Genomic DNA, 22748 nt, shown 5'->3' with positions numbered 1-22748 from the left:
GCTGAATAGCTTTCCCCTCAAAAGAACCGGCAGGACCTCGAATTTTGGCACAACTCATCACAAAAGCAATGGGCAAGCGCGCATGGGTAACCTTGCTGCTGGCTTGCGCCCTGCCCTGCGCCGCGCTGGCCCAGGGCATGCAGTACAAAGTGCGCGTGAACGCTCCCGACAAACTGGAAAGCCTGCTGACCGACAATCTGGACCTGCTGCGCTTTCGCGGCAATCCGCGCATCGACCGCGAACAGCTGCAGCGCATGGCGCGCAGCGCGCCCGAACAAGTGAAAACCCTGCTGGCCACGGCCGGCTACTACTCGCCCGTGGTGAGCACTCGCATCGACGGCCTGCCGGAAGCCGGCGCGGAAGGCGGCACGCCCACCGTGGTGGTCGACGTGCAGCCCGGCGAACCGGTGCGCGTGGGCAGCGTGGAGATCGTGCTGCAGGGCTTTGCCAGCAGCGGCGGCACGCCCTTCGACACGGCCGCGCTGCAAGCCGCGTGGGCGCTGCCCAAGGGCGACATCTTCCGCCAGGACGAATGGGAGCAGGCCAAGCGCGCCTTGCTGCGCCAGGTGGTGCAGACGCGCTACCCGCGCGCCCAGCTGAGCGACAGCATGGCCACCGTGGACCCGGACCAGCACAGCGCCGCCCTGCGCGTGGTGCTCGACAGCGGCCCCGAGCTGCGCTTCGGCGAACTGCGCATCGAGGGACTGAAGCGCTACCCGGCCTCCATCGTGGCCAATCTGAACCAGATCAAACCGGGCGACTACTACAGCGAAGCGGCGCTGCAAGCCTACCAGTCGCGCCTGCAGGACACCGGCTACTTCGCCGGCGTGGAGGTGAGCGCCGACCTGAGCGCCATCCTGGACCAGCAGCTGGAGGCAGCGGCCGAGAAGGCCGCCGACGCTGCCGCACCCGCTGCGCCGCCCTCCGCCGCGCCCATGGCGCCCTTGCCGCTGCTGGTGCGCGTAACGGAGAACAAGCGCCGCAACGTCAGCGCCGGTTTGGGTTACAGCACCAACACAGGCAACCGCGCCACGCTCAACTACGACGACCTGGCCATTTTCGGCCTGAAGATGAAAAGCGCGCTGACGCTGGAGACCAAGAAGCAGACCGCGCGCGGCGACTTCTATTTCCCCGTCACGCCGGACGGCTACAGCGACAGCTTCGGCGGCGCCTACGAGCGCAGCGACATCGCGGGCGAGCAGACCACGGTGTTCACCGTGTCCGGCAAGCGCGCCTGGGGCACGCCGCTGCTAGAACGCAGCCTGGGCGTGGAGCTGCTGACCGAGCAGAAGACCGTGGCCGGCCAGCCCAATGTGCGCAGCACCAGCCTGCCGCTGACCTACTCGGTCACGCGCAGGAAGCTGGACAACCTGCTCTTCCCCAGCAAGGGCACCGTGGTGAACTGGCAGATCGGCGGCGCCCTGCTGCCGCTGCTGACGGACGAACCCTTTATCCGCGCCAGCACCAAGGCCATGTGGTATATCCCCTTCGGCGCCAGCAGCACGGTGATACTGCGCGGCGAACTGGGCGCGCTGGCGTCCAAGCAGAAGGACGGCGTGCCCGCCATCTACCAGTTCCGCGCCGGCGGCGACCAGTCCGTGCGCGGCTACGCCTACCAGGAACTGGGCGTGCGCAAGGGCGACGCAACCGTGGGCGGACGCTACCTCGCCACCGGCAGCGCCGAGTACCAGTACTGGTTCAAGCCGTCCTGGGGCGCGGCCGTGTTCTACGACGCGGGCAATGCTTCCGACTCCTTCTCCGGCCTGCATCCCAAGTCCGGCTACGGCGTGGGCGCGCGCTGGAAAAGCCCGGTCGGTCCGATCAACGTGGACGCGGCCTATGGCCACGCCGTTAAAAAAGCGCGCCTGCACTTCTCACTGGGGTTCACTTTCTGATGGCCGAGATCACTACCCCCAACTCCGGCGCAGACGGCGCGGGCACACCTCCCCGCCGCTGGCTGCGCCGCACGCTGACCGGCCTGGCCGCGCTGCTGGTGCTGCTGGCCGGCCTGGTGTGGCTGCTGGGCCGCGAGTCCACCCTGCAGCAGATCGTGCAGCGCGTGGCCAGCGCCAGCGGCGGCCAGATTGTTGCCACCGGCGTGAGCGGCTCGCTGTACGGCCGCATGCATATCGACCGCATCGTCCACCGCACGCCGGAAAGCGTGCTGACGGCGAACGACATCACCATAGACTGGTCGCCGCTGCAGTACTTCAGCGAAGGCATCGCCATCAGCGAACTGCACATCGCCAGCGCCGTGTCGCAGACGCTCAAGCCCGGCGAGCCGGCCAAGCTGCCGGACACGCTGGCGCCGCCTTTCCGCCTGAGCGTGGCGGATGCCCGGCTGGACAAGCTCACGCTGCTGCCCACGGCCTCCGCCACGGACAACGCCAGCACCGGCACCGTCATCAGCGCCATCCGCCTCAAGCTGGACGGAGACGGCAAAGCCTGGCGCGTGCGCGAAGCCAGCGCCATGACGCCGATAGGCCGCGTCGCGCTGGACGGCAGCGTGGGCGCGCAGCGTCCCTTCCAGCTCAACGCCAAAGCCAGCCTGACCCAGACCACCGGCGTGCCCGCAGGCGCCAAGCCCGCGCAGCTTGCGCTGGCGGTCGGCGGCACGCTGGCGCAGATCGAGCTGGCCGCGCAGGCCACGTCCGGCAAGGCTTCCGGCGACGCGAAATTAACCCTGACCCCTTTTAATTCCATCATCCTGCAGGCTGCGGACATCAAGGGACGCGGCATCGATCCGGCGCTGTTCGATCCGGCCTGGCCGCAAGCGGAACTGAACCTGCAGCTGCAAGCGAAGATCGCGCCCAGCCAGGCCATCAGCGGCAGCCTGCTGGTGCAGAACCAGGGCGCGGCCGGTCCGCTGGACCAGCACCGCCTGCCGCTGCGCAGCATCAGCGGCCAGCTGGGCGGCACGCTCACCGCCACCACCATAGACCAGGTGCTGGTCGACCTTGGCGCGGCGGGCAAGTTCACCGGCGGCGGCCGCGTGCAGCGCGTGGCGGTGGACGGCGGCGTGGACGCGGCAACCTTCCAGCTGCGCACCGAACGCCTGGACCTGCGCGCCATCCACGGCGCCATCAACAGCACCAAAATAGCAGGCGACATTGCGCTGGGCAGCACCGGAAAAACACAAACGCTCACCGTCAACCTGGCGCAAGCAGGGCTGCGGCTGGATGCGCAGGCCACGCTGGCCGACGCGCTGCTGCGCCTCAAGCAAGCCCGCCTCAGCGTGGGCAAAGGCAGCATCAACCTGAGCGGCGAAGCCAGCCTGCAGGACAAGCAGCCCTTCAAGGCCAGCGCCAGCATCGTCCGCTTCGACCCGTCCGCGCTGGGCGCGCTGCCGGCGGCGGACCTGAATGGCGACATCAGCGCCAGCGGCCAGCTCGCGCCGGGCTGGCAGGTGGCGGCCAGCTTCAAGCTCGGCGCCAGCCGCCTGCTGGGCCAGCCGCTGTCTGGCGCGGGCAAGCTGAATGCGGATGCCGCGCGCCTGAGCGGCGTGGAGGCCCAACTGGCGCTGGGCCAGAACACCGTGGACCTGCGCGGCGGCTTCGGCGCGCCGGGCGAGCGCCTGGTGTGGCGCGTGGATGCGCGCCAGCTGTCGGCCATCGGCAACGGCCTGCTGGGCGCCCTGGCCGCCAACGGCGTGGCCAGCGGAACTTACGCCGCGCCGCGCAGCACCTTTACCGCCGAAGCCACAGGCCTGGGCCTGGCTGCCGCCAAGCGCCCCGCGCCGGACAGCGTGCTGCGCGCTGCGGGCGAAGCCTGGCTGGCGGGAAAACAGGCCGAGCTGAAAGTGTCGGGCAGCGCGCAGCGCGTCAATCCCGCCGCCTTCGGGCCTTACACGGCGGGCAGCATCAACGCGGACTTCAGCGGCAGCGGCAAACTGGGCGCGGACTGGCGCGCCGCGCTCGACCTCAAGCTGCAGCCCTCCACCTTGTCCGGCGCCGCGCTGTCCGGCTACGCCAAACTGGCTGCGGACCACAACCGCATCGACAACACCGACATCGACCTGCACCTGGGCGCCAACAGCCTGCAAGCCAAGGGCGGCTTCGGCAGCGCGCGCGACCGCCTGGACTGGAAGGTCGATGCGCCGCAACTGGCCACGCTGGGCGCGGGCTTCGGCGGCGTGCTGCGCGGCACGGGCGCGCTCACCGGCACCATGGCGCAGCCAGCGCTGGCGTTCAGCATGGACGGCGCCAACCTGCGCCTGTTCACTGCGCACCAGATCAAGAGCATCAAGGCCAGCGCCAGCATCGGCACCGGCTACGGCGGCGCCGATCCGCTGGCCAGCGACGTGGAACTGGCGGGCTATGTCTCGCCGGGCCTGAGCATAGACAAGGCGCGCTTCCAGTCCACCGGCACCCGCGCCGCCCACACGCTGCAACTCAGTGCAAGCAACCCGCACTTCGACGCGCTGCTCAAAATGCACGGCGGCAGCAGCGGCGGCGACGGCGGTGGCACCAGCATCGCAGACGACAGCGTCTGGACCGGCTCCATCGACACGCTGCAAAACAAGGGCCGCTACGCCCTCGCCCTGCAGTCCCCCGCCGCGCTGCGCATCGCCGGCGCGGCGGGCGGCGGCGCGGGCGGACTGGCCAAGCCCGAGCAGCTGTCGCTGTCGAACGCCGTCATCAAACTCGCCGACGGCAGCATCCGCATCGACACGCTGGAAAAGACCGGCCCGCGCTGGCGCAGCAAAGGCTCCGCCGCCGGCGTGCCGGTCAGCTACCTGGCGCAACTGTCCGAGCTGTGGCGCGACAATGTGGTGAGCGACCTCACGCTGGGCGCCGCCTGGGCGCTGGACGTACAGGCGCCCAACGCCGCGCCAGCGCAAGCTCCGGCCGCGCGCGGCAACTCGCCCGTCCTCGCCAACATCGAAGGCATGCTGCGCATCTACCGCGAAGCGGGCGACATCACCGTCACCAGCGGCGACAAGCCCATCGCCCTCGGCCTGCGCCAGCTGGAGCTGCGCGCCGACGCCGCAGCGGGCGCCCTGCGCACGCAGCTCAGCCTGGAGGGCGCGCGCGCCGGCCAGGCCCGCATCGACGCCACAGCGCAACTGGTGGACGGCCGTATCGCCGGCGGCAGCGCGCTAACCATGACGGGCAGCGTCAACATGCCGTCCATTGCCTGGACCGCTCCACTCACTGGCGTGCCCGGCCTGGAACTGGACGGCGCGCTGCAGCTCTCGGCCGCAGGCAGCGGCACCATCGCCGCCCCCGTGCTCAATGGCGACATCACCGGCGACAAGCTGGTGGTCAACTGGGCCGAGCAAGGCATCAAGCTGCGCAACGGCCAGCTGCAAGCCAGGCTGGCCGGCGACCAGCTCAATCTGCAAAAGCTCGCCTTCGACGGCGAGCAAGGCCGCGCGCAGGTGGACGGCTGGGTCAAGCTGGCCAATGCCGAAGCCACCATGCAGCTCAAGCTGGTGGCCGACAAGCTGCTGGTGCTGGCCCGCCCCGACCGCACGCTGGCCCTCAGCGGCCAGGCCACGCTGGTGCGCGACCAGAAGCGCTTCCAGCTGGACGGCAAACTGAAAGCCGACCGCGCCCGCATTGAACTCGGCTCCGACAACAGCCCCACCATCAGCGACGACGTGGTGGTGCTGGGACGCGGCAAGCCGCCCGCCAAAGCAGCCGCCGCGCAATCCATGCCGCTCAGCGTGGATCTCGAAGCGGACCTCGGCAACGACTTCCACCTGAAAGGAAAAGGCCTGGATGCGGACCTGAACGGCACCGTCCACCTGCGCATTGCCGACCGCCGCCCGCCGCGCGTGACCGGCAGCATCCGCGTGGACAACGGCACCTACAAGGCCTACGGCCAGAATCTCAGCATCGAACGCGGCGTGCTCAATTTCACCGGCGCCTATGACAACCCGGGTCTGAACATCCTGGCCGTGCGCAAGCGTCCCGAAGGCGAACAGCTGACCGAGACCAATGTGGAGGCGGGCGTGGAAGTGCGCGGCACCGCGCTGTCGCCGCAGGCCAAGCTGGTGTCCACGCCCACGGTGCCGGACAGCGACAAGCTGTCCTGGCTGGTGCTCGGGCATGGCATCGCGGACGCGGGCGGCAATGAAATGGCGCTGCTGGGCACGGCGGCCGGCGCGCTGTTCGGCGGCACCGGCGGCGGTATTGCCGGCAAACTGGGACTGGACGAACTGGGCGTGTCGCAGGCCGCGGGCAGTTCGCAGGCCAAAGGCCTCGAAAACACCGTGGTCACGGTGGGCAAGCGGCTGTCTTCACGCGCCTACCTCAGCTTCGAGCAGGGCGCGGGCACGGCCACCAGCCTGGTCAAGCTGCGCTACAAGCTCAATTCGCGCATCACCCTGCAATTCCAGACCGGCACCAACAACGCGCTCGACGTGCTGTACACCTGGGCCTTCGACTAAGCTTAGCTGGGATTGTGGTCAGGCACCGGATCGTCCTGCGGCACGGGGGGATTCGGATGGTGGGGATGGGATGGCGCCGGTTCCGGCATGGGATCGTCCACCGGCGCCGGATCGGGCGCGCGGTGGGCTTGGATGAAATCTGGGGCCATGGTTCACTCCGAAGGTAAACAATGGCCCCATTCTACGCCCCCTGGCGGAGGCGCTTCGTACTTTACGGCTTCGCCGCTTTCACATACTTGTCCAGCCAGTTGTTGGTCTCATACAGCATCTGCATGATGGACTCGCGTGCGCGGTAGGCGTGCGACTCGTTCGGCAGCATCACCAGGCGCGCCGTGCCGCCAAGGCCTTTCACGGCCTGGAACATGCGCTCGCTCTGGATCGGGAAGGTGCCGGGGTTGTTGTCCTCGGCGCCGTGTATCATCAGCAGCGCGTCCTTGATCTTGTCGGCGTTATTGAACGGCGACATGGTCTGGTACACATCCTGCGCCTTCCAGAACGGACGGTCTTCGGACTGGAAGCCGAACGGCGTCAGCGTGCGGTTGTAGGCGCCGCTGCGCGCGATGCCGGCCTTGAACAAACGCGTGTGCGCCAGCAGGTTGCCTGTCATGAAGGCGCCGTAGGAATGGCCGCCGATGGCGATGCGGTGGCGTTCGGCCACGCCGCGCCGCACCACCTCGTCCACCGCCGCTTCCGCGTCCGCCACCAGCTGCGGCAGATAGGTGTCGTTCGGCTCCTGCTCGCCCTGGCCCACGATAGGGAAGGACGGATTGTCCAGCACCGCGTAGCCCATCGCCACGAAGGCGCCCGGTCCCCAGTAGCTGACCGAGTTGAACTTGTACGGCGAACCGGTGGTCTGGCTGGCCGCCTCGGCCGACTTGAACTCGGCAGGGTAAGCCCACATCAGCATGGGCAGCGGGCCGTCGCGCTCGGCGTCATACTTCGGCGGCAGCAGCAGCGTGGCCGTCAGGTCCACACCGTCCTTGCGCTTGTAGCGGATCTGCTCTTTCTGCACGTCCTTCAGCTGCGGCAGCGGATGCGGGAAATGCGTCAGCGCGGTCAGCTGGGCGTCGCCCTGCTGCGCCAGGTTGCGCACGTAGTAGTTCGGGCGTTCGGTCGGCGATTCGCGCGTGGACAGCAGCTTGCTGCCGTCTTCGCTCAGCACAGCCACCACGTTCTCGTAGTACGGCGCGGCGCTCTGGAACAGGCGCTCCTTCTTCTTGGTGGTCAGGTTCAGACGGTCGATGAAGGGGCGGTCGCCTTCCGGCGTGGCGCCGGGGCCGTCCAGCAGGATGGAGTTGTCCGCGCTGATGAGCAGGCGCGGCAGGCCGGCCGCGTCGGCGCGCATCACCGGCGAGCCGGGCGCGTTGTAGCGGTCTTCGGCGGAACCCTGGTAGATCAGCTCGGGCGCGGCGCCCGGCTGGTCCGGTGCGATCTTCCACTGCTTCACGGCGCGCGTCTTGGACCAGCGCTCGTTGAGCAGGGCCACGTCGCCACGGCCCCAGGCGATGCCAGCGTAGCGCGAACCCAGCTTGGCCAGCACGGAAGGCTGGGCCGTGAACGGCGCGGCCTGGGTGTAGACGATGTCGCGGATCTCGGCGGTCTTGGACGGGTCGCCGCCGTCCTGCGCTTCGGCCCAGACCAGCGTTGCCGGCGCATCCACGCGCCAGCTGATATTGCGCTGGCCTGGAGGCACGGCGTCGTTCCCCGGCGGCAGGCCTTCGCGCAGCGGCTGCTTCGCCACGGTGTGCTGCAGCTTGCCGTCCAGTTCACGCACTTCGATATGCTCGCCGAAGCTCGACACCGGCACGATGTAAGAATACGGACGCGAAACGCTGGCCGACAGCAGGTATTTGCCGCCCGGCGCCAGCGAGGCGCGCGAGTACTGGCCCGGCTTGCCGATCAGGCGCGTCTTGCCCGACAGGTCCACCAGCGCCAGCTGGGAGGTGATGTAGTGCTCGAAGAGCTTGGCGTCTTCTTCGTTCTTCAGCAGGTCCGGATAGGTGCGGATCAGGCGCGTGCCTGCGCCCGGCTGGCTGTCCTGCGCGGCGGGACCGGACGGAATGCCGGTCAGCGCCGGCGCGGCGCCCAGGCCTGCGGGACGCAGCTGCACCAGCAGGCCCTTGCCGTCCGGCTGCCACTGGAAGCCACGGCTGAACACGGCCGACAGCGGCTGCGAGGTCAGCTTCTTCGCGCTGCGCGCGGCCACGTCCACCAGCCACAGTTCCACGCCGGCGCCCTTGCCTGCGGCATCACCGTAGCTGGTGTGGGTGAAGGCCAGGAAGCGCTGGTCCGGCGACCACGCCAGTTCCGTTACGCGCACGCCCTTGGGCAGGCCGGTGATTTTCGCTTCCTTCTGGGTCTCGATATCCAGCAGGGTCAGGTCGGTGCCGAAGGAGAAGCGGCTGGCGGCATAGGTGCGCGGGTTGATGCGCAGGCCGGCCAGCTTCAGTTCCGGCTGCGCCACTTCGGCGATGCCTGGCAGCGCAGGCTGCGCCACCATCACGGCCAGGTTGCGTTTCGGGCTCAGGTTCAGCAGCGGCGCGCGCGGCGCGTCAACAATGGCTTGCAGCGGCGCGGGCGGCAGCTGATAGCCGCCGTTCTGGGCGCCGGCAAACGGCGAGGCCGCCATCAGGCCGAGGGCCAGCGGCAGCAGGGAGTTCCGTACAGTCATTATTATCTCGTGGACAAATCAGAGGACTGATCATATTGCTTACTGATAACTTGAAAGTCAATCAACAGCATGTATCAATATGTCGCACCCGGGCCTTGCTTTACAATCGTGGTTTTTGCGCGCCGAGAAGAACCGATATGGAAATGACCACGATAGCCCTGCTCGTCCTGATACCGCTGCTGGTGTGGCGACTGTACTCGCGCATCAAGAGCATGCTCAAGCGGCAGGAATCGCTGGTATGGCGGCACTGGCTGTCGGCTGTCGCTTTTCCGGTGCTGCTGGCGTGGCTGGCGCTCTCCATGCTGGACAACTTGCTGGGCCTGTCCTGTCTGGCGGCGGGCGCGCTGGCGGGCGGCTGGCTGGGCGTGTTCGGGCTGAAAGGCACGCGCTTCGAGACCATAGGCAAGCGCCATTTCTTCACGCCCAATCTGCGCATCGGCGTCACGGTGTTCATGCTGTTCGCCGCGCGCATGCTGTACCGTGGCCTGGAGCTGTACATGATCAGCCGCGTGGAAACGCCCAACCTGATGTCGCAAACCGAATTCGTGCAAAGCCCGGCCACCGCTGCGGTGCTGGGCATGGTGGCAGGCTACTGCGCCGCCTTCTCGGTGGGCATGATACGCTGGCGCCGCACCCAGAAGCCGCTGCCCGAGCCGGAAGACCTGGCCTGATACGGCCTTACAGCAGCGCGGCCAGCGCGCCGCGCAGCGAGGGATAGCGGAACCGGAATCCCTCCTCCAGCAAGCGCTCAGGCGCAACCGTCTGCCCTTCCAGCAGCAGATCCGCCTGCTCCCCCAGCAGCAGCCGAACCGGCCAACCCGGCGTCGGCATAAAGCACGGCCTGCCCAGCAGCGCAGCCGCCGCGCGGCTGAACTCCCGTTGCGACACCTGCTCCGGCGCCGTGAAGTTGTACGCGGACCGCACGCCGCCGCCGTCGGCTGCGGCGCGCCACAGGTGCGCCATCCCTTGCAGCAAATCGTCCACGTGTATCCACGACATGCGCTGCCTGCCGCCGCCCATCGGCCCGCCCATGCCCAGCTTGATAGGCAGCAGCATGGGCGGCAGCGCGCCCTGCTCGCCCAGCACCAGTCCAAAGCGCATGCACGCCACCTGCACGCCGTGCGCCTGCGCCTTGCGCGCCGCAGCCTCCCACTCCTGGCACAGCTGCGACATGAACACCGGCTGCGGCGGCGCGTTCTCCGTCAGCGGCGTCTCGTCGCCCATGGCCTGCACGCCGTAGTAGCCGATGGCGGACGCCGACAGCATCAGGCGCGGCTTGTGCTCCGCCCTCGCTATCCACGCCACCACGCGCTCCGTCAGCGCCACCCGGCTGCGCCGCAGCACCGCCCTGCGCGCCGCCGTCCAGCGCCAGCCGAGGATGCGCGCGCCGGCCAGGTTGATGACCACGTCGATCCGTTCCGACGGCGCCAGCGCCTCCATGCTCTCCACGCAGCGCACCGCGCCCTTGAACAGCGTCTCCGCCTGCGCCGGCGAGCGCGTGAGCACCGTCACGCGCTGCCCGTCCTTCAGCAGCGCCGCCACCAGCCGCTGGCCGATAAAGCCGGTGGCGCCTGTCAGCAGCACGCTCTCCTTGCGCGCGCCGAACGCGATCGGACTATCGGCGGATTGATCGAGGGCCATGGCTATTTTTCCTTGTCGTCCGAGCCGAGGAAGCGCGCCATGGTGCCGCCCATTTTCAGGAAGCGCAGCATGGTGGCGGGCGGCAGGTTCTTGTAGTCGTTGTAGGTCGTGCCCAGCATTTCCATGAACTCCAGCACGTTGTTCATGCGGTCGCGGGTGGCGTCTTCCAGCTGCGCGTCCTGCTCCGCCTCGATGGCGCATTCGCGCAGCACGGTCAGGGTGGGATCGATCTCGCGCCGCTTGCGCTCCTCGATGATGACGCGGAAGATTTCCCACACGTCCTGCAGCGCCAGGAAATGGTCGCGCCGGTCGCCCATCACGTGGCTCACGCGTATCAGGCCCCAGCTTTGCAGCTCCTTCAGGCTGTTGCTCACGTTGGAGCGCGCCACGTTCAGCGTTTCGGCAATGTCCTCGGCGGTCTGCGGCGTATTCACCAGGAACAGCAGCGCGTGGATCTGCGCCACCGTGCGGTTCACGCCCCAGCGCGTCCCCATCTCGCCCCAGTGGAGGATGTACTTCTGCATGGTCGGGCTGAGCTGCATGGATTTTCCTTTAATTCTGTTATTACAGAAATTAAAGACCATGCAGACACGGAAGTCAACCTAATTCGCGCTGGCGTCTTAAACCGGCCGCGAATGGACGGTTTCGAATTTGCGTTTCAGCTTCAGGAAATGGCGCTCGAACAGCGCATACGACAAGGCCGACAACAAGATGCTGGCCAGCAGCGCGGCAGCAGCCTGGATCCACCAGCCGCCGCCCATTTTCAGCGCCACGCGCCGGCCGATTTCAATACCGATGAAGTGATAGACATACAGGCCGTAGGAAATCTTCCCCAGGTAACGCAACGGGCGGCTGGCCAGGAAACCAAGCAAGGGTTCGTGCAGAGCAGCGATGGTCAGCGCGGCCGCGCCGCAGGCGACTATGGTGTAGATGTATACCTGATGCATGCCAAGCACCCAAGCCAGCGGCAACGGCAGCAGCAGGCCGCTGAACAGCGCCGCCAGCCCGCCTGCCGCCAGCCCAAACCGCACCACGAGGGAAGCGGGCGGCACCGGGCGCAGCGCGCCAAGCAAAGTTCCCAACAGCAGCGAGTCCGCACTGAACAGGGAAGTCGCGATCATCGGATGCTGCGCCTGATTCAGCACCATCCCCGTGCGCGCTGCGAGGAACAGCAGCCAGATCGCCAGCAAGCCGTACAACAGCCGCTTCGAATCCGCCAGGAAGCCGGCCAGCATCAAGGGCAAGAACAGATAAAACTGCTCTTCCAGGGAAATGGTCCATAAATGGAAGGTGAAGGGGATGGTGCCAAAACCCTGCAGTCCGGTGATGATGTTGTCGACGAAGAGCAACTGCCCGCCCAGGCGGAACCAGTCTCCGGTTTCATGCGGAAACGGGCGCGGGATAAAGGTCAGCGCGAACAGGCCTATGCAGAAGACGAAATACAAAGGCCAGATGCGCAGCGCACGCCGGATATAGAAATGCTTGATCGAGATCCTGCCGCTGACCTGCAGTTCGGCGCGCAGGATGGCGGTCAGCAGATAGGCGCTGAGGAAAAGGAAGATGTGCACGCCGACCCAGCCCTGCAACTGGAACGCATGCAGCAGTGCGTTGTCCGAAGCCGGCAAATGGTGAACCAGCACCAGGAAAAACGCAAAGAAGCGCAGTCCGTCTAGCGTGGGGAAGTACAGGGCGGATGATTTCATCGGCGGTCGTGTGCGAAAAAAACCCCGCGTGTCGGCGGGGTTTCGTGTTTAGGCTGCGGCTTTATCCGGCGTTCGGCGCTGGAGCACGAAGATGGGCTGCGCCCACTGCGTGTCCTTTTTCTTTTTGCTGGTGATCAGCGTCAGCTCGGATGGGTCGTAGACGTCGGTGTTGTGCGTCAGCGGCGTCGTCATCAGGTACTGGGCTTCGGTGTTCTTCAGGAACTCGCCAACCAGCTGGATGTTGCGGATATCCAGGTGGGCGAACGGTTCGTCGATGAACACAAAGCCGCCGGAGCCGTCTTCGGACTTCAGCAGGCCAATCAGCAGCACCAGCGATTTCATCACCTGCTGGCCGCCGGACGCTTCGCCGTCGTTCATGCCGATAATGCCCTTGCCGTCGAACTTGAAGCGCACGTGCAGGCCAGCCTGAGACAGTTGCAAATCGTCGTTCTCCAGCTTGACCGGGTCCGAATGCACCTCGATGCCGGCCAGTTCGCCCAGCTCCTTGATGTTCTTGCTATACGTTTTGATGGTATAGCGCAGACGGTCCATGTACGCGCCGCGCGCGTTGGTGGTCGCTTCGATGGCGCGGTTGTTCTGGTAGCGGCGCTCTTCCGTCTCGCTTGCGCGGTTCTTCAGCTGCTCGTTCAGGCGCGCGTACTGGTCGATCACCGTCGCGTCCAGTTCCCAGTCGCTGCGCGACAGGCTAGCTTCCAGGCTGTGGATGCGCAAAATGGTCTGGTGCGCGTTCACGTACTCGGCCACCAGGCGCTGGCGGCGCGCCGGACGGCGCCAGTTGTACGGCATGTGGCGCCACTGGCGGCGCAGCGCCAGCAGCGCCTTGGCGTGCTCGCTGCGCTGTTCGATCACGCGCTTGTGGTTCAGGCGCAGGCCTGCCTCGGACTCGGACAGGTTGAAGCGCGCGTTCTGCCAGGTGGTGTCGGCGCGGGTGCGCGCGATGGTGGCGTTCTTGATCAGGCCTTGCAGCTCGCCCAGGCGCGAACCCACTTCGTTGCGCTCGGCCTTCAGCGGCACAGCGGCGCGCGCTGCTTCGTCGAACTCTTCCTGGCGCGCGCTCAGTTCCTTGGCCGCGTCCACGCCGGCCAGGCGGGCTTTCAGCGCGCTCACTTCGGAGGCCAGCTTGCTGATGGCGAGCGTGAAGGTGTCTTCCTGCGCTTCCAGCGACGGCAGGTTCTTCAGGATCGCTTCCATGCGCTGCGACTTGCCGGCTGCGCCGAAGCGGTAGCGCGAGGCTTCCACGAACAGCGAGCGGCCGCCGCGGCGCTCTTTATGATAAGCCTCGGGCGTGATCCATTCTTCGATATGGCTCTGGCGCGCGCCCTCTTCCACCGAGTCCACGCGGGTGATGCGCATCAGCTGTTCGATCAGCCAGCCCGGCGCCTTGTCGGAGAACTTCACCACCGACATCAGGCTGTCGCCCTTGGTGCTCGGCGCGGTGATCAGGTCCGGCACGATGAAGTGGCGGTAGCGTTCCTTCTCCGCCAGGCGGTAGGCGGCAGCGGCGTCGCTGGACTTATCCAGCAGCACCACGGAGGCGTAGCCGCCCAGCACGCCCTCGACCGCGCCCTGCCATTTCGGGTCCGTCACTTCGACGATGTCCGACAGCATGGCGTGGCCGATCTTGGCGTCGTTCAGCGCGCGGCGCATGGCGCGCACGTTGTCCGGCTCCGGCATGGCGGTCTTGCCCTGCAGCGCGGAGACCGTGGCTTTATCTTGTGCTATGCGCGACATGACCGCGTCGCGGCCCTGCTTCTGGCGCGCCAGCTCGGCTTCCTTCTGTTCCAGCTGTTCGCTCACGGCGGCAATGTCGGCGCCCGAGTCGGCGGCCAGCTTCTGCAAGCGGGCCTTCTGTTCCAGCAGGCTGTCCAGCGGCTTGAGCTTGGCGTTGATGGAGCTCAGGCGGCTTTGCAGCGCGGTCGATTCCTGCTCCAGCACGGTCTCATGCTGCTGCGCTTCGGTGTAAGCCTGCGCCTGCGCGGCCACGTGGGCGCGCTTGTCGGACAGCTGCTGGTCCGCCAGCATCAGCGGCTTGCGCGCTTCGCGCAGCTGGCGCGTGATGCTGGCCTGCTTCTCACGCGCCTCGTGGTATTCCAGCGTCGGCAGCACTTCTTCCTGCAGCTCGCGGCGTTCCTTGGTCAGCCCTTCCCACTGGTGGTAATTGGCCACGCGCAGGCGCAGGCCCTCCAGGTTGGTCTTGGAGCCTTCCAGTTCGGCCTCGAAGCGTTTCAGCTCGATTTCCGTGTCGCGCTGGTGGCGCTTGGCTTCGTCGTAGGCGTCCAGCACTTCCTTGTCGCCGAACACCTGGAACACCAGGTCCAACAGCTGGCGCGGCGCGTATTCGCACAGCTTGTCGGTTTCGCCCTGCTCGAGCGCCAGCACTTTCGCCATGGCCGGCGACAGGCCGGCGTTGGCCAGGCGTTTGCGATAGTTTTCCACGCCGAGGAAGTCGTTCGCCTCGGTCACTTCCTCGATCTGCACATTCCCCGGACGCATGAGGTACTGGCGCTTCCAGTCGCCGCCGTTCTTCTGGATCTGGCAGAACAGCGTGACTTCGTCTTCGGAGAAGAAGCCGGAGCTGCGGAAAGGACGGTTGGACAGCTGCTTGCCCATGGCCTTGTTGTCCACCACGGCGCGCAGCCAGGAGGTCTGCTGGCCGGCGTGGCGCGCGTAGTGCTTGTAGGTGCGGCCCATCGAGCAATCGAGGCCGAACAGGGTGCGCAGCGCGTCGAGCAAGGTGGTCTTGCCGGAGCCGTTCTGGCCGGCGATGGTGATGATCTTGGCGTCGAGCGGAATGTTCTTGATGCGCTGCCAGTAATCCCAGTGGACCAGTTCTAGCGATTTGATATGAAACATGGCTTAGTCTCGGTTCGGGGTGGCTAGGGAGTCGGAGTCGCCTGCGGCTTCGGCCGCGGCTTCGGCGGCGATGGCGGCGTTTTCAGCGGCGGCGGAGGCGGCGGCTTCGGCCAGCGCGGCGCGCGGAATGTGCACCACTTGCGCCGGGGCGCGCTTGAACACCTCGGCCAGTGCGCCGTTGATGATGCGCTCTTTCAGCAGGTCGGTGTCCATCAGCAGGTCCAGCAGCGGGCCTTCGACGATGATGTCGCCGCGGCGCTCGATGAAGCCCAGCTTGCCCAGGATGCCCAGGTTCATGTCCATGCGGGTTTTCTTGCCCAGCTTGTCGCCGAAGTCGGCCAGCAGGGCCTTGTACGGGATGCCGATGGAGGTGTCCTCGGCGCGCGGCAGCGGCTTGTCGATGCCGAACATGTCGTTCTGGTCGTCCTCCGCGTGGGTGTGGGTTTCCTGGCGCTCGCGCTTGGGCAGGATGATCTGCGCCCACAGCACCACCAGCAAAGCCACGCCGTCGCGCGCCAGGCCGAAGTTATTGTTCTGCCATACGTCGCGCGCGCCGAAAATCTTCGGCTCGATGGTGCGCGACAGGGCCAGCGTCACATGGTCGGCATACACGTTGTCGAGCAGCTTCATGCCGCAGTTGGCCAGGCGCAGGTCCACTTCGGCGCGGAACAGTTCGTCCGACAGCACGCGCTTGACCAGGCGGTCGTCGCGGCGCAGCGTCTGGTGCGTCAGCAGGCGCGCGATCAGGATCTGGGAATCGTCATTCATCTTGGGTTCCCGTATTTGGTTCCAGGTTCAAATCAAGGTTCAGCGCCAGCGAGGCGATACTCATGGCGGCCACTTCCTGGTCCGCCAGCTGCACCATGTCGTCGGTGGGGTTGAAAGAGATAGGCAGGCGCGCCAGGTCGCCGGTGGCGCCTTGCAGGCTGGCCTCGGACGGGTCGCCCAGCAGCGGCAGCATGGAGGCGCGGTAGGACGCCACGGCGAAGCTGGCCGGCAGCAGCGATTCGTGCACCGGCACGGCCTTGGGCGCCTCGCCCGGCGCGGCCTGCTTGGTGATGGCGGCGAAGTCCGACAGGCGCTCCAGCCAGTCGTCCAGCTCCTTCTGCATGGGGGGACCGTCGTTGACGGTGGTCGGCGCGTCCTGCCCGCTCGGCAGGCCGCCGGGCGCGGCTTGCGCGCGGTCGGTCAGCAATTCAGTTTCAGCCACGTCTATCATTTCTGCAGGGGTAATGAACAGCGGCACCACGGGCTGGTCGATCGCATCCTCGGCCAGCTGTGCCAGGTCTTCGTGCGCCAGCAGCCAGCGCTTGATGTCGGTGGTGGACAGGCCGGACTGGCCCAGGTGCACCCGCTGCCGTTCTATCTGGTTCAGCGCGCGCGAGAACATGCCCTGCATGTTCAGCAGCGCGCTCTGGGCGCGGCCGATGGCCTGCGCCGCGCGGTGCGTGGCCGCGTCGGCCCGCTCGTCGGAGGTGATGGCGCGCAGGATCTCGGAGCCCTTCTCCACCCAGTCGCAAGCCATATGCCATTTGTCCTGCGAGGCGCGCAGGCGGAACTCGGAACCGGAGGCGATGGCGTCGCGGAACTCCTCGGTCAGGTCCACCAGGCGGCCCAGCAGGTGCTGCAGCTGCTCCACGGTGACGCCGCCCACGGCCTGGGCGCCGGCCACCTGGGACAGCAGGAAGCCCATTTCGGCTTCGTCTTCGTTCTGGTTCAGGTTCAGCAGGCTGTCGATGGCCGACAGCACATTGCGCGCCATGGGCGTGACGCGGTAGACCGCGTTCTGCGCGTCCCAGGCCAGCAGCTGGTTGGTGCGCAAGCGCATCAGCACCGTTTCCAGGCTTTCCGGCAGCAGATAGGCCAGGCGCGTGTTGATGTCGGCCCGCGAGAAGGTCGATGAAGCGGTGTCCGAGGCCAGTTCGCGCAATACCAGCAGGCGCACGGCCACGCCCTCAAAGCCGCCGTGGAACAGGGCCGTGAAGACTTGCAGCAGGGGCTGGGCGCGCTTCAGGTGGTAGACCTGCTCGATCTCGTCCACCGCGATGTGCGGCTGGAAGTGCGCCTGCAGGGCGTCCTGCGTCGCTTGCGTCTGCTGTTCGATGGGGTTCGCGTCTGCGGCCAGGGCCGCATTTGCCATTATGTCTATCATTCTGCTCCGAGTTGCCATTTTGTACACGCCGCGCAGGCAATGCTCGCGGGGGGCGTCAGTATAGCAGTTCGCCGGACCCGTCCAAGCTACTTGCGGATCACCTTGTCGAGCAGCTGGTCCACGGTGTCGCCATCATCGTCGAAGCGGATGCGCACCGGATACCAGTCGAGCGAGGGCGCCAGCCACAGGTCCACCTGCTGGCCCTGGTCGCTCTTGGGCGGGGACTTGGTGAAATGCACCGCCTCCACTTCGCCCATGCCGGTCTGCACCGGCTCGTGGCGCACCACTTTGAACACCCAGGGCTCGGCGTCGCGCCGGCCGGCCACGAAGAAGGCCCACTCGGAACCGGGCGTGAACTTGTCCGGCGCGCTGCGCGCGATGGCGGCCAGCTGCCAGGGCGCGCTGGTGCGGTCCTGCTCGCCGCCCTTGATGGGGTAGCTTTCGTCGCCCTTGCTGAAGGTGATGGTCTTGGCGTCGCGCTTGAAGGTGGCCGTCGTGGGCTCCTTGCGGAAGCGCTTTTCATTGAAGCTGGACGGCGCCAGGCCGTAGCCGTCCACCGCGCCTTCGCTGCGGCTGTCCAGGATCTTGCCGAAAATGCCAGCGTGGCTTTCGGTGGCGATGCTGTACTTGCCGTCCGCCTGGCGCCACTGCACGGTGGCGTCGCCATTGATGGACAGGCCTTTCTGGCGCGCCTTGATGGTGTAGACCAGGTCCGCCGGCGGCGGCAGGCTGAAGGCCCGCTTGACGCTGGGATGCTCGGCCGCCGTCTCCGCGGCGGCCAGCGGGGCCGCTGCGGAAGCGGCCGTGGCCACGATGGCGGCAAGGGTGAAATTCAGTGCGGTATTGCGCATATTTACTTTCCGGCGTTGCCGCTCAGGGTGATCTTGGTAATGGTCTGCGTGGTCAGCGCGCCATTCGCTTCGGTATTCCGTATCTGCACCGGGAACCAGTTCATCCCCGGCGCCAGCCACACGTCCAGCCGAGCCGAATAGAAACCCGGCTTGGGCGGGCGCGCCAAATGCCAGGTGACGATGCGGCCCAGCTGCGTGTCCAGCTCCTCCTCCCCCACCAGCAGGAAGCGGTAGATGCTGGCGTCCTTCTCGTCGCCCACCAGGATGTCGATGTCGCCGCTGAACTGGTTCACGTCGGCCCGGCCGATGGCGCCCAGCTGGAAGGGCACCGTGGCCTTGTCCTGCGCGCCGGCCAGCAGCGGGTAGCTGCGCTCGTTCACCGAAAAGGTGATGCGGCCGTCGCCGCGCGCGAAATGCGTGGCGGTCTGCGCGCGGCCGCGCCGCTTCTCGGTGAACCTGAGCGGCGCAATGCCGGCGTCGTCGATCTCGCCTTCGCTGCCCAGCACCAGCAGGTTCACGCGCGCCACCAGCATGCTGATGCCCGCCTCCATGCCCACCTTGTACTTGCTGCCGTCGGTCTGCCAGGACATATGGGCCACGCCGCTCCACCTGGTGCCGTTGGCGTCGGTGCGCTTGAGTTCCATTTCGAATTCGGCCGACGGCGGCAGGTCCACCTTGTAGCGGCGGGTGGACAGCGGCGCGGGCGGCGGTTCGGCGGCCTGCTTGTCGGTGCTGCCCGGCGCGGCGTCCGGCGGCGATTGTACGGCAGCCTGCGCGGCGGCGGCGCCCGGCTGCACGGGCTCGGGCGGCGCGGCCAGCGTTTCCAGTCCGGCCAGCGGATCGGACAGCGCGCCCGACGCGGGCACAGGCTCGGCCACCGCCGACGGCTGCGGCATGGGCGCAGGGCGCGGCGCGGGCCTGGCCTGCGGCGCCTTGGGCGCCGGCTTGGGCGCGGCCGGGTCCAGCTGTTTGACTTCCGGCGGCGGCTCGCTGGACGCGCTGCGCTTGGGCAGCGCCAGGCGCAGCTGCGCCTGCATGACGGACGGCGCGGGCCGGACGGCGGTGCTCTGCTGCGGGCCGAGGCGCGCACCCAGCCAGTCTATCGTCACAAAGTGCAGGACAGCGGTGGCTGCGCACAAGGCGAGTACGCGGCGGCGCCGGGAAAGAAAGGAAACTATCGTCATGGCGGTAGTTTAACGCTTGTCAAGCCTGCTCCGCTGACAGGCCTTGGCAAATCTGCTACGCTGAATGACCATTCCTATAGGAGACCTGCTATGCCCATGCCTCAAATGCCCAACATTCCGGGCGCCGGTGTAATGACGGACACGCTCGATTTCGTGAAGAACCTGTGGGGCAGCATGGGCGTGGTGCCGGGCATTGCCGCGCCCACGCTGTCGGTGGATGAGCTGGACAAAAAAATCAACGACTTGCGCGCGGTGGAAGCGTGGCTGAATCTCAATTCGAGCATGGTGCGCGGCAGTATCCAGGCGCTGGAAGTGCAGCGCAACACCATCGCCACGCTCAAGTCCATGGGCAAGACCCTGGCGGACGCGGTGCAGCAGCAACAGCCTGCCCCTGGCAAGGAGAAGTCGCTGTTCGAGTCGATACCGTATGCGTCGGCCTTCTTCCAGCATGCGGCGGACGCGCTGGCGCCGGGCGCGCCGGGACCAGCGCCGGCCGCTGAAGCCAAGGCGCCCGCCACGGAGGCTCCGACGCAAGCGCCTGCGGCCAAGGCGGAGCCGGCTGCTGCGCCGCCCGTGTCGGACGCGGAAGCGGCTGCGGCCGCAGCGGCGCCCATGGTGAACGCGGCGGCGTGGTGGAATTTGCTGCAGGAGCAGTTCAAGCAGGCAGTCACCACCGCCATGACCACCGACGTGGTGAGCGGCGCGGCGGCGCGCGCAACGGAAGCGGCCAGCAAGTTCACGGCGGCGGCAGGCAAGCCGGTGGCCAAGGCGGACAAGGGAAATCTGCCGGAGGAACAGGGCAAGCCGGAGACGAAGAAGGCTGGCGGCAAGAGCGGCGCCGCGCCAGCCACCGCGCGCAAGGCGCCAGCCAGGAAAGCCGGCGTGAAGGCGGGCAAGGAATAAGCCGCTGGCGGAGCACGGCGGGTTAGGTCAAGGCTTTGCCTTGACCTAACCCGCCCTACGCGGCACGCGGTACGCGCTATCGGGAGGTGTTGACTTCGGCCTGGCCGCGCGCGCCGGTGGGTTTCAGGTATTTGTCGAGGAATTCCAGCATCCGGGCGTTCGCCACGAGCTGGTTTTTCTTCTTGCTGAAGCCGTGGCCTTCGTCGTCGAACACCACGTATTCCACCGGCACCTTGTTGCTCTTCACCGCCTCCACGATCTCGTCGCTTTCAGGCTTGATGACGCGCGGGTCGTTCTTGCCCTGGATGACCATCAGCGGACGGCGGATCTCCTTGGCGTGGAACAGCGGCGAGGTCGCCACCAGGAAGTCCTTGTCCTTCACCGGGTCGCCTATCTCCTGGTACAGCGCCTTGCGCTGCGATTCCCAGTACGGTGGTATCGACTCCAGCGTGCGCACCCAGTTGCTCACGCCGAAAATGTCGATGCCGACCTTGAACGCCTCCGGCCGGAACGCCAGCGCCGCCAGCGTCATGTAGCCGCCGTAGCTGCCGCCCATGATGCCGATGCGGTCCGGGTCGATATTGCCCAGGCTGGCCAGATAGGTCTTCGCTTCCACGCAATCCCACAGCGGCTCGCGGCCGTGCTTGCCGTCGTCGGCGGTGTTGAAGGTCTTGCCGTAGCCCGAGCTGCCGCGGTTGTTAATGCCCAGCACCGCGTAGCCGTGGTTGGCCAGGTACTGCATCAGCGCGCTGTAGCCGCGCCGGGTCTGGCCGCCGGGGCCGCCGTGCACAAAGATCACCGCCGGCGCCTTGGCGCCTGGCGCCAGGCCTTTCGGCTTGTAGTAGATGGACGGGATCACCATGCCGTCGAAGGACTTGAAGCGCACCACTTCCGCTTCCACCAGGTCGTTCGGGTCGATTTCCTTGTTCAGGCTTTGCGTCAGCTGCGTGGTCTTCTTCGTCTTCAGGTCGTACACGAACAGATTGCTCGGCGCGCGGTCGCCGTTCAGGTAGAAGGCCATCAGCTTGCCGCTCGGCGAGAATGTCACGCCGCGCATTTCGCCGCCGGGCAGCTTGGGCAGGGCCACCGGTTTTTCGTCCGCACCTTCCACCACGCGCACGGTCTGGCTGCCGTCGTTGTCCACCACCGTGATGCGGAAGCGGCCGTCCAGCGAATAGCCGGAACCGAACACGTCCCAGTCCGCCTTCTCGTGCAGCGCCACCGCGCCCGTGGCCAGGTCGTAGGTGCGCAGCGTGTTGAACTCGCCGCCTTCGTTGGAGGTGAAGAACAGGCGCTTGGAGGCCGGGTCGAAGGTGGAGGCGCTGTAGCTGGCCGTGCCCTGGTGCGGCGTGATGTGCTTGAGTTCTCCCTTGCTCAGGTCGTACAGGTAGATGTCGCTGTCGGACGTGGTGTTGGGTTTTTCCAGCGCAATCCAGCGCTCGTCGCGGCTGATGCGGTCCGGCGTCATGCCGTTCTCGTTCTTGTACAGCAGCGCGCGCGCATAGGTCTTGGCGTCGTAGCGGTACAGGTCGAAGAACTTGGGATCGCGCTCGTTGCTCAGCACATAGAAGGCGCCGCCGTCGGCCGACCAGCCGGCGAAGCTGGCTTTCAGCTTGTCGCCCGGCGTGAGGTCTTTCTCGCTGCCGTCCAGCTCGCGCACGAACAGATGGTTCTGCTCGTTGCCGCCCTTGTCGCGCGTGAACAGGAAGCGGTCGTCGGTGCGGAAATAGCCCACCGCGTAAGTGCTGTCGGTGGTGGACTGGGTCAGCGCCACCGGCTTGCCGCCGCCCACCGGCTGCGTGTAGACGTTGGGCAGGCCGCTCTCGTTGCTGGTGAACAGGATGTTCTTTTCGTCACGGCTGAAGGACGCGCCCGAAATGGACGTCGTGGCCATGAACTGTTCTATCGTGTACTGCTTGGGGACGTGCTGCGGGGACTTGGACGCAGCCAGCGCGCCAGGAAGGGCATGTAACATCAGCGCCAGCACGGTGAGACGCGCGGCTGTTTTCATACGACGCATGTTCGCTCCTGTCTAGATGGCCTGCCGTCACGATGACGGCAGGTCAGCCAGTGTTGCAAGAACGAACTACGTTGTCAAACAAATAAATTCCAGCGGCGGCTTAGCCCAGGCGCTGGATGCGGATGGCGTCGATCAGGCCGCCCACTTCGCGTTGTATTTTTACAATCTGGATCAGGCCTTCCTCGGCCAGCAGCTTGGCGCCTTCATGCGCCGACTGGAAGGACTCCAGCGTGTCGCCCTTGGCGGCTACCGGCCGTACCCACGCGGCAGCGCCAACTTTCATTTTGTCGTAAACCTCTTTAGTGATGTCGCGCATAGGCTCTCTCCTTGTTGTGTTCTAGTGTAATCATTGAAG

The 22748-nt window shown here is 66.7% G+C and carries 16 protein-coding genes; 4 read left to right on the top strand and 12 right to left on the bottom strand.

What is annotated here, in order from left to right:
• The first annotated feature begins 68 nt into the window (after nucleotides 1-68).
• Together KT882_RS04865 and KT882_RS04860 are read left to right on the top strand one after the other, a co-directional pair.
• Nucleotides 69-1895 (top strand): autotransporter assembly complex protein TamA, encoded by a 1827-nt coding sequence (locus KT882_RS04865; protein ID WP_228894667.1) that lies wholly within the window; start codon nucleotides 69-71, stop codon nucleotides 1893-1895.
• A complete protein-coding gene (locus KT882_RS04860; protein ID WP_228894665.1) occupies nucleotides 1895-6394 on the top strand; it encodes a translocation/assembly module TamB domain-containing protein in 4500 nt (1499 codons plus the stop codon). Before KT882_RS04865 ends, KT882_RS04860 begins: the two co-directional genes overlap by 1 nt.
• A 2-nt stretch (nucleotides 6395-6396) precedes the next feature.
• Here the strand turns inward: KT882_RS04860 and KT882_RS04855 are convergent, their stop codons facing one another.
• Together KT882_RS04855 and KT882_RS04850 are read right to left on the bottom strand one after the other, a co-directional pair.
• Nucleotides 6397-6543, bottom strand: a complete 147-nt coding sequence (locus KT882_RS04855) for a hypothetical protein (protein WP_187358816.1) — start codon at nucleotides 6541-6543, stop codon at nucleotides 6397-6399.
• A gap of 62 nt (nucleotides 6544-6605) precedes the next feature.
• Nucleotides 6606-9065, bottom strand: a complete 2460-nt coding sequence (locus tag KT882_RS04850; RefSeq protein ID WP_228894663.1) for an alpha/beta hydrolase family protein — start codon at nucleotides 9063-9065, stop codon at nucleotides 6606-6608.
• 137 nt (nucleotides 9066-9202) lie between these two features.
• Here KT882_RS04850 and KT882_RS04845 point away from each other — a divergent pair, with 137 nt between their 5' ends.
• Nucleotides 9203-9736 carry a hypothetical protein gene (locus KT882_RS04845; RefSeq protein ID WP_161074530.1) on the top strand — a complete coding sequence of 178 codons (534 nt, stop codon included), beginning with the start codon at nucleotides 9203-9205 and terminating at the stop codon, nucleotides 9734-9736.
• A 7-nt stretch (nucleotides 9737-9743) separates the two neighbouring features.
• Here the strand turns inward: KT882_RS04845 and KT882_RS04840 are convergent, their stop codons facing one another.
• From KT882_RS04840 to KT882_RS04805, 8 genes are all read right to left on the bottom strand, one after another.
• Entirely contained in the window at nucleotides 9744-10706 is a 963-nt protein-coding gene (locus KT882_RS04840) for a TIGR01777 family oxidoreductase (protein WP_228894662.1), read from the bottom strand.
• Nucleotides 10707-10708: 2 nt separating this feature from the next.
• Nucleotides 10709-11248 (bottom strand): GbsR/MarR family transcriptional regulator, encoded by a 540-nt coding sequence (locus KT882_RS04835; protein WP_161074532.1) that lies wholly within the window; start codon nucleotides 11246-11248, stop codon nucleotides 10709-10711.
• Nucleotides 11249-11326: 78 nt separating this feature from the next.
• Nucleotides 11327-12409, bottom strand: a complete 1083-nt coding sequence (locus KT882_RS04830; RefSeq protein WP_260048887.1) for an acyltransferase family protein — start codon at nucleotides 12407-12409, stop codon at nucleotides 11327-11329.
• Nucleotides 12410-12457: 48 nt separating this feature from the next.
• The gene (locus KT882_RS04825) at nucleotides 12458-15283 is read right to left on the bottom strand and encodes an ATP-binding protein (RefSeq protein WP_161074534.1); all 2826 of its coding nucleotides are present in this window, start codon (nucleotides 15281-15283) and stop codon (nucleotides 12458-12460) included.
• Between the two features lie 3 nt (nucleotides 15284-15286).
• Nucleotides 15287-16051, bottom strand: a complete 765-nt coding sequence (locus KT882_RS04820; protein WP_161074535.1) for a hypothetical protein — start codon at nucleotides 16049-16051, stop codon at nucleotides 15287-15289.
• Nucleotides 16044-17423, bottom strand: coding sequence for a hypothetical protein (locus tag KT882_RS04815; protein WP_161074536.1), 1380 nt, complete (start codon nucleotides 17421-17423; stop codon nucleotides 16044-16046). Before KT882_RS04815 ends, KT882_RS04820 begins: the two co-directional genes overlap by 8 nt.
• 98 nt (nucleotides 17424-17521) lie before the next feature.
• Nucleotides 17522-18286, bottom strand: a complete 765-nt coding sequence (locus KT882_RS04810) for a DUF3108 domain-containing protein (protein ID WP_161074537.1) — start codon at nucleotides 18284-18286, stop codon at nucleotides 17522-17524.
• Between the two features lie 2 nt (nucleotides 18287-18288).
• The gene (locus KT882_RS04805; protein WP_228894659.1) at nucleotides 18289-19470 is read right to left on the bottom strand and encodes a DUF3108 domain-containing protein; all 1182 of its coding nucleotides are present in this window, start codon (nucleotides 19468-19470) and stop codon (nucleotides 18289-18291) included.
• Nucleotides 19471-19560: 90 nt separating this feature from the next.
• Between KT882_RS04805 and KT882_RS04800 the strand changes: the two genes are divergently transcribed.
• On the top strand, nucleotides 19561-20373 hold the full coding sequence (locus KT882_RS04800) for a PhaM family polyhydroxyalkanoate granule multifunctional regulatory protein (protein ID WP_161075340.1): 813 nt from the start codon (nucleotides 19561-19563) through the stop codon (nucleotides 20371-20373).
• A 76-nt stretch (nucleotides 20374-20449) separates the two neighbouring features.
• Here the strand turns inward: KT882_RS04800 and KT882_RS04795 are convergent, their stop codons facing one another.
• Both KT882_RS04795 and KT882_RS04790 read right to left on the bottom strand, forming a co-directional pair.
• Nucleotides 20450-22393, bottom strand: a complete 1944-nt coding sequence (locus KT882_RS04795) for a S9 family peptidase (protein ID WP_161075341.1) — start codon at nucleotides 22391-22393, stop codon at nucleotides 20450-20452.
• 100 nt (nucleotides 22394-22493) lie between these two features.
• A complete protein-coding gene (locus KT882_RS04790; protein WP_161075342.1) occupies nucleotides 22494-22709 on the bottom strand; it encodes a hypothetical protein in 216 nt (71 codons plus the stop codon).
• Nucleotides 22710-22748: the final 39 nt, after the last annotated feature.

The organism is Pseudoduganella aquatica, assembly GCF_020865585.1.
Lineage (GTDB): Bacteria > Pseudomonadota > Gammaproteobacteria > Burkholderiales > Burkholderiaceae_D > Rugamonas > Rugamonas aquatica_A.
This window is presented reverse-complemented; position numbering and strand designations above follow the sequence as displayed.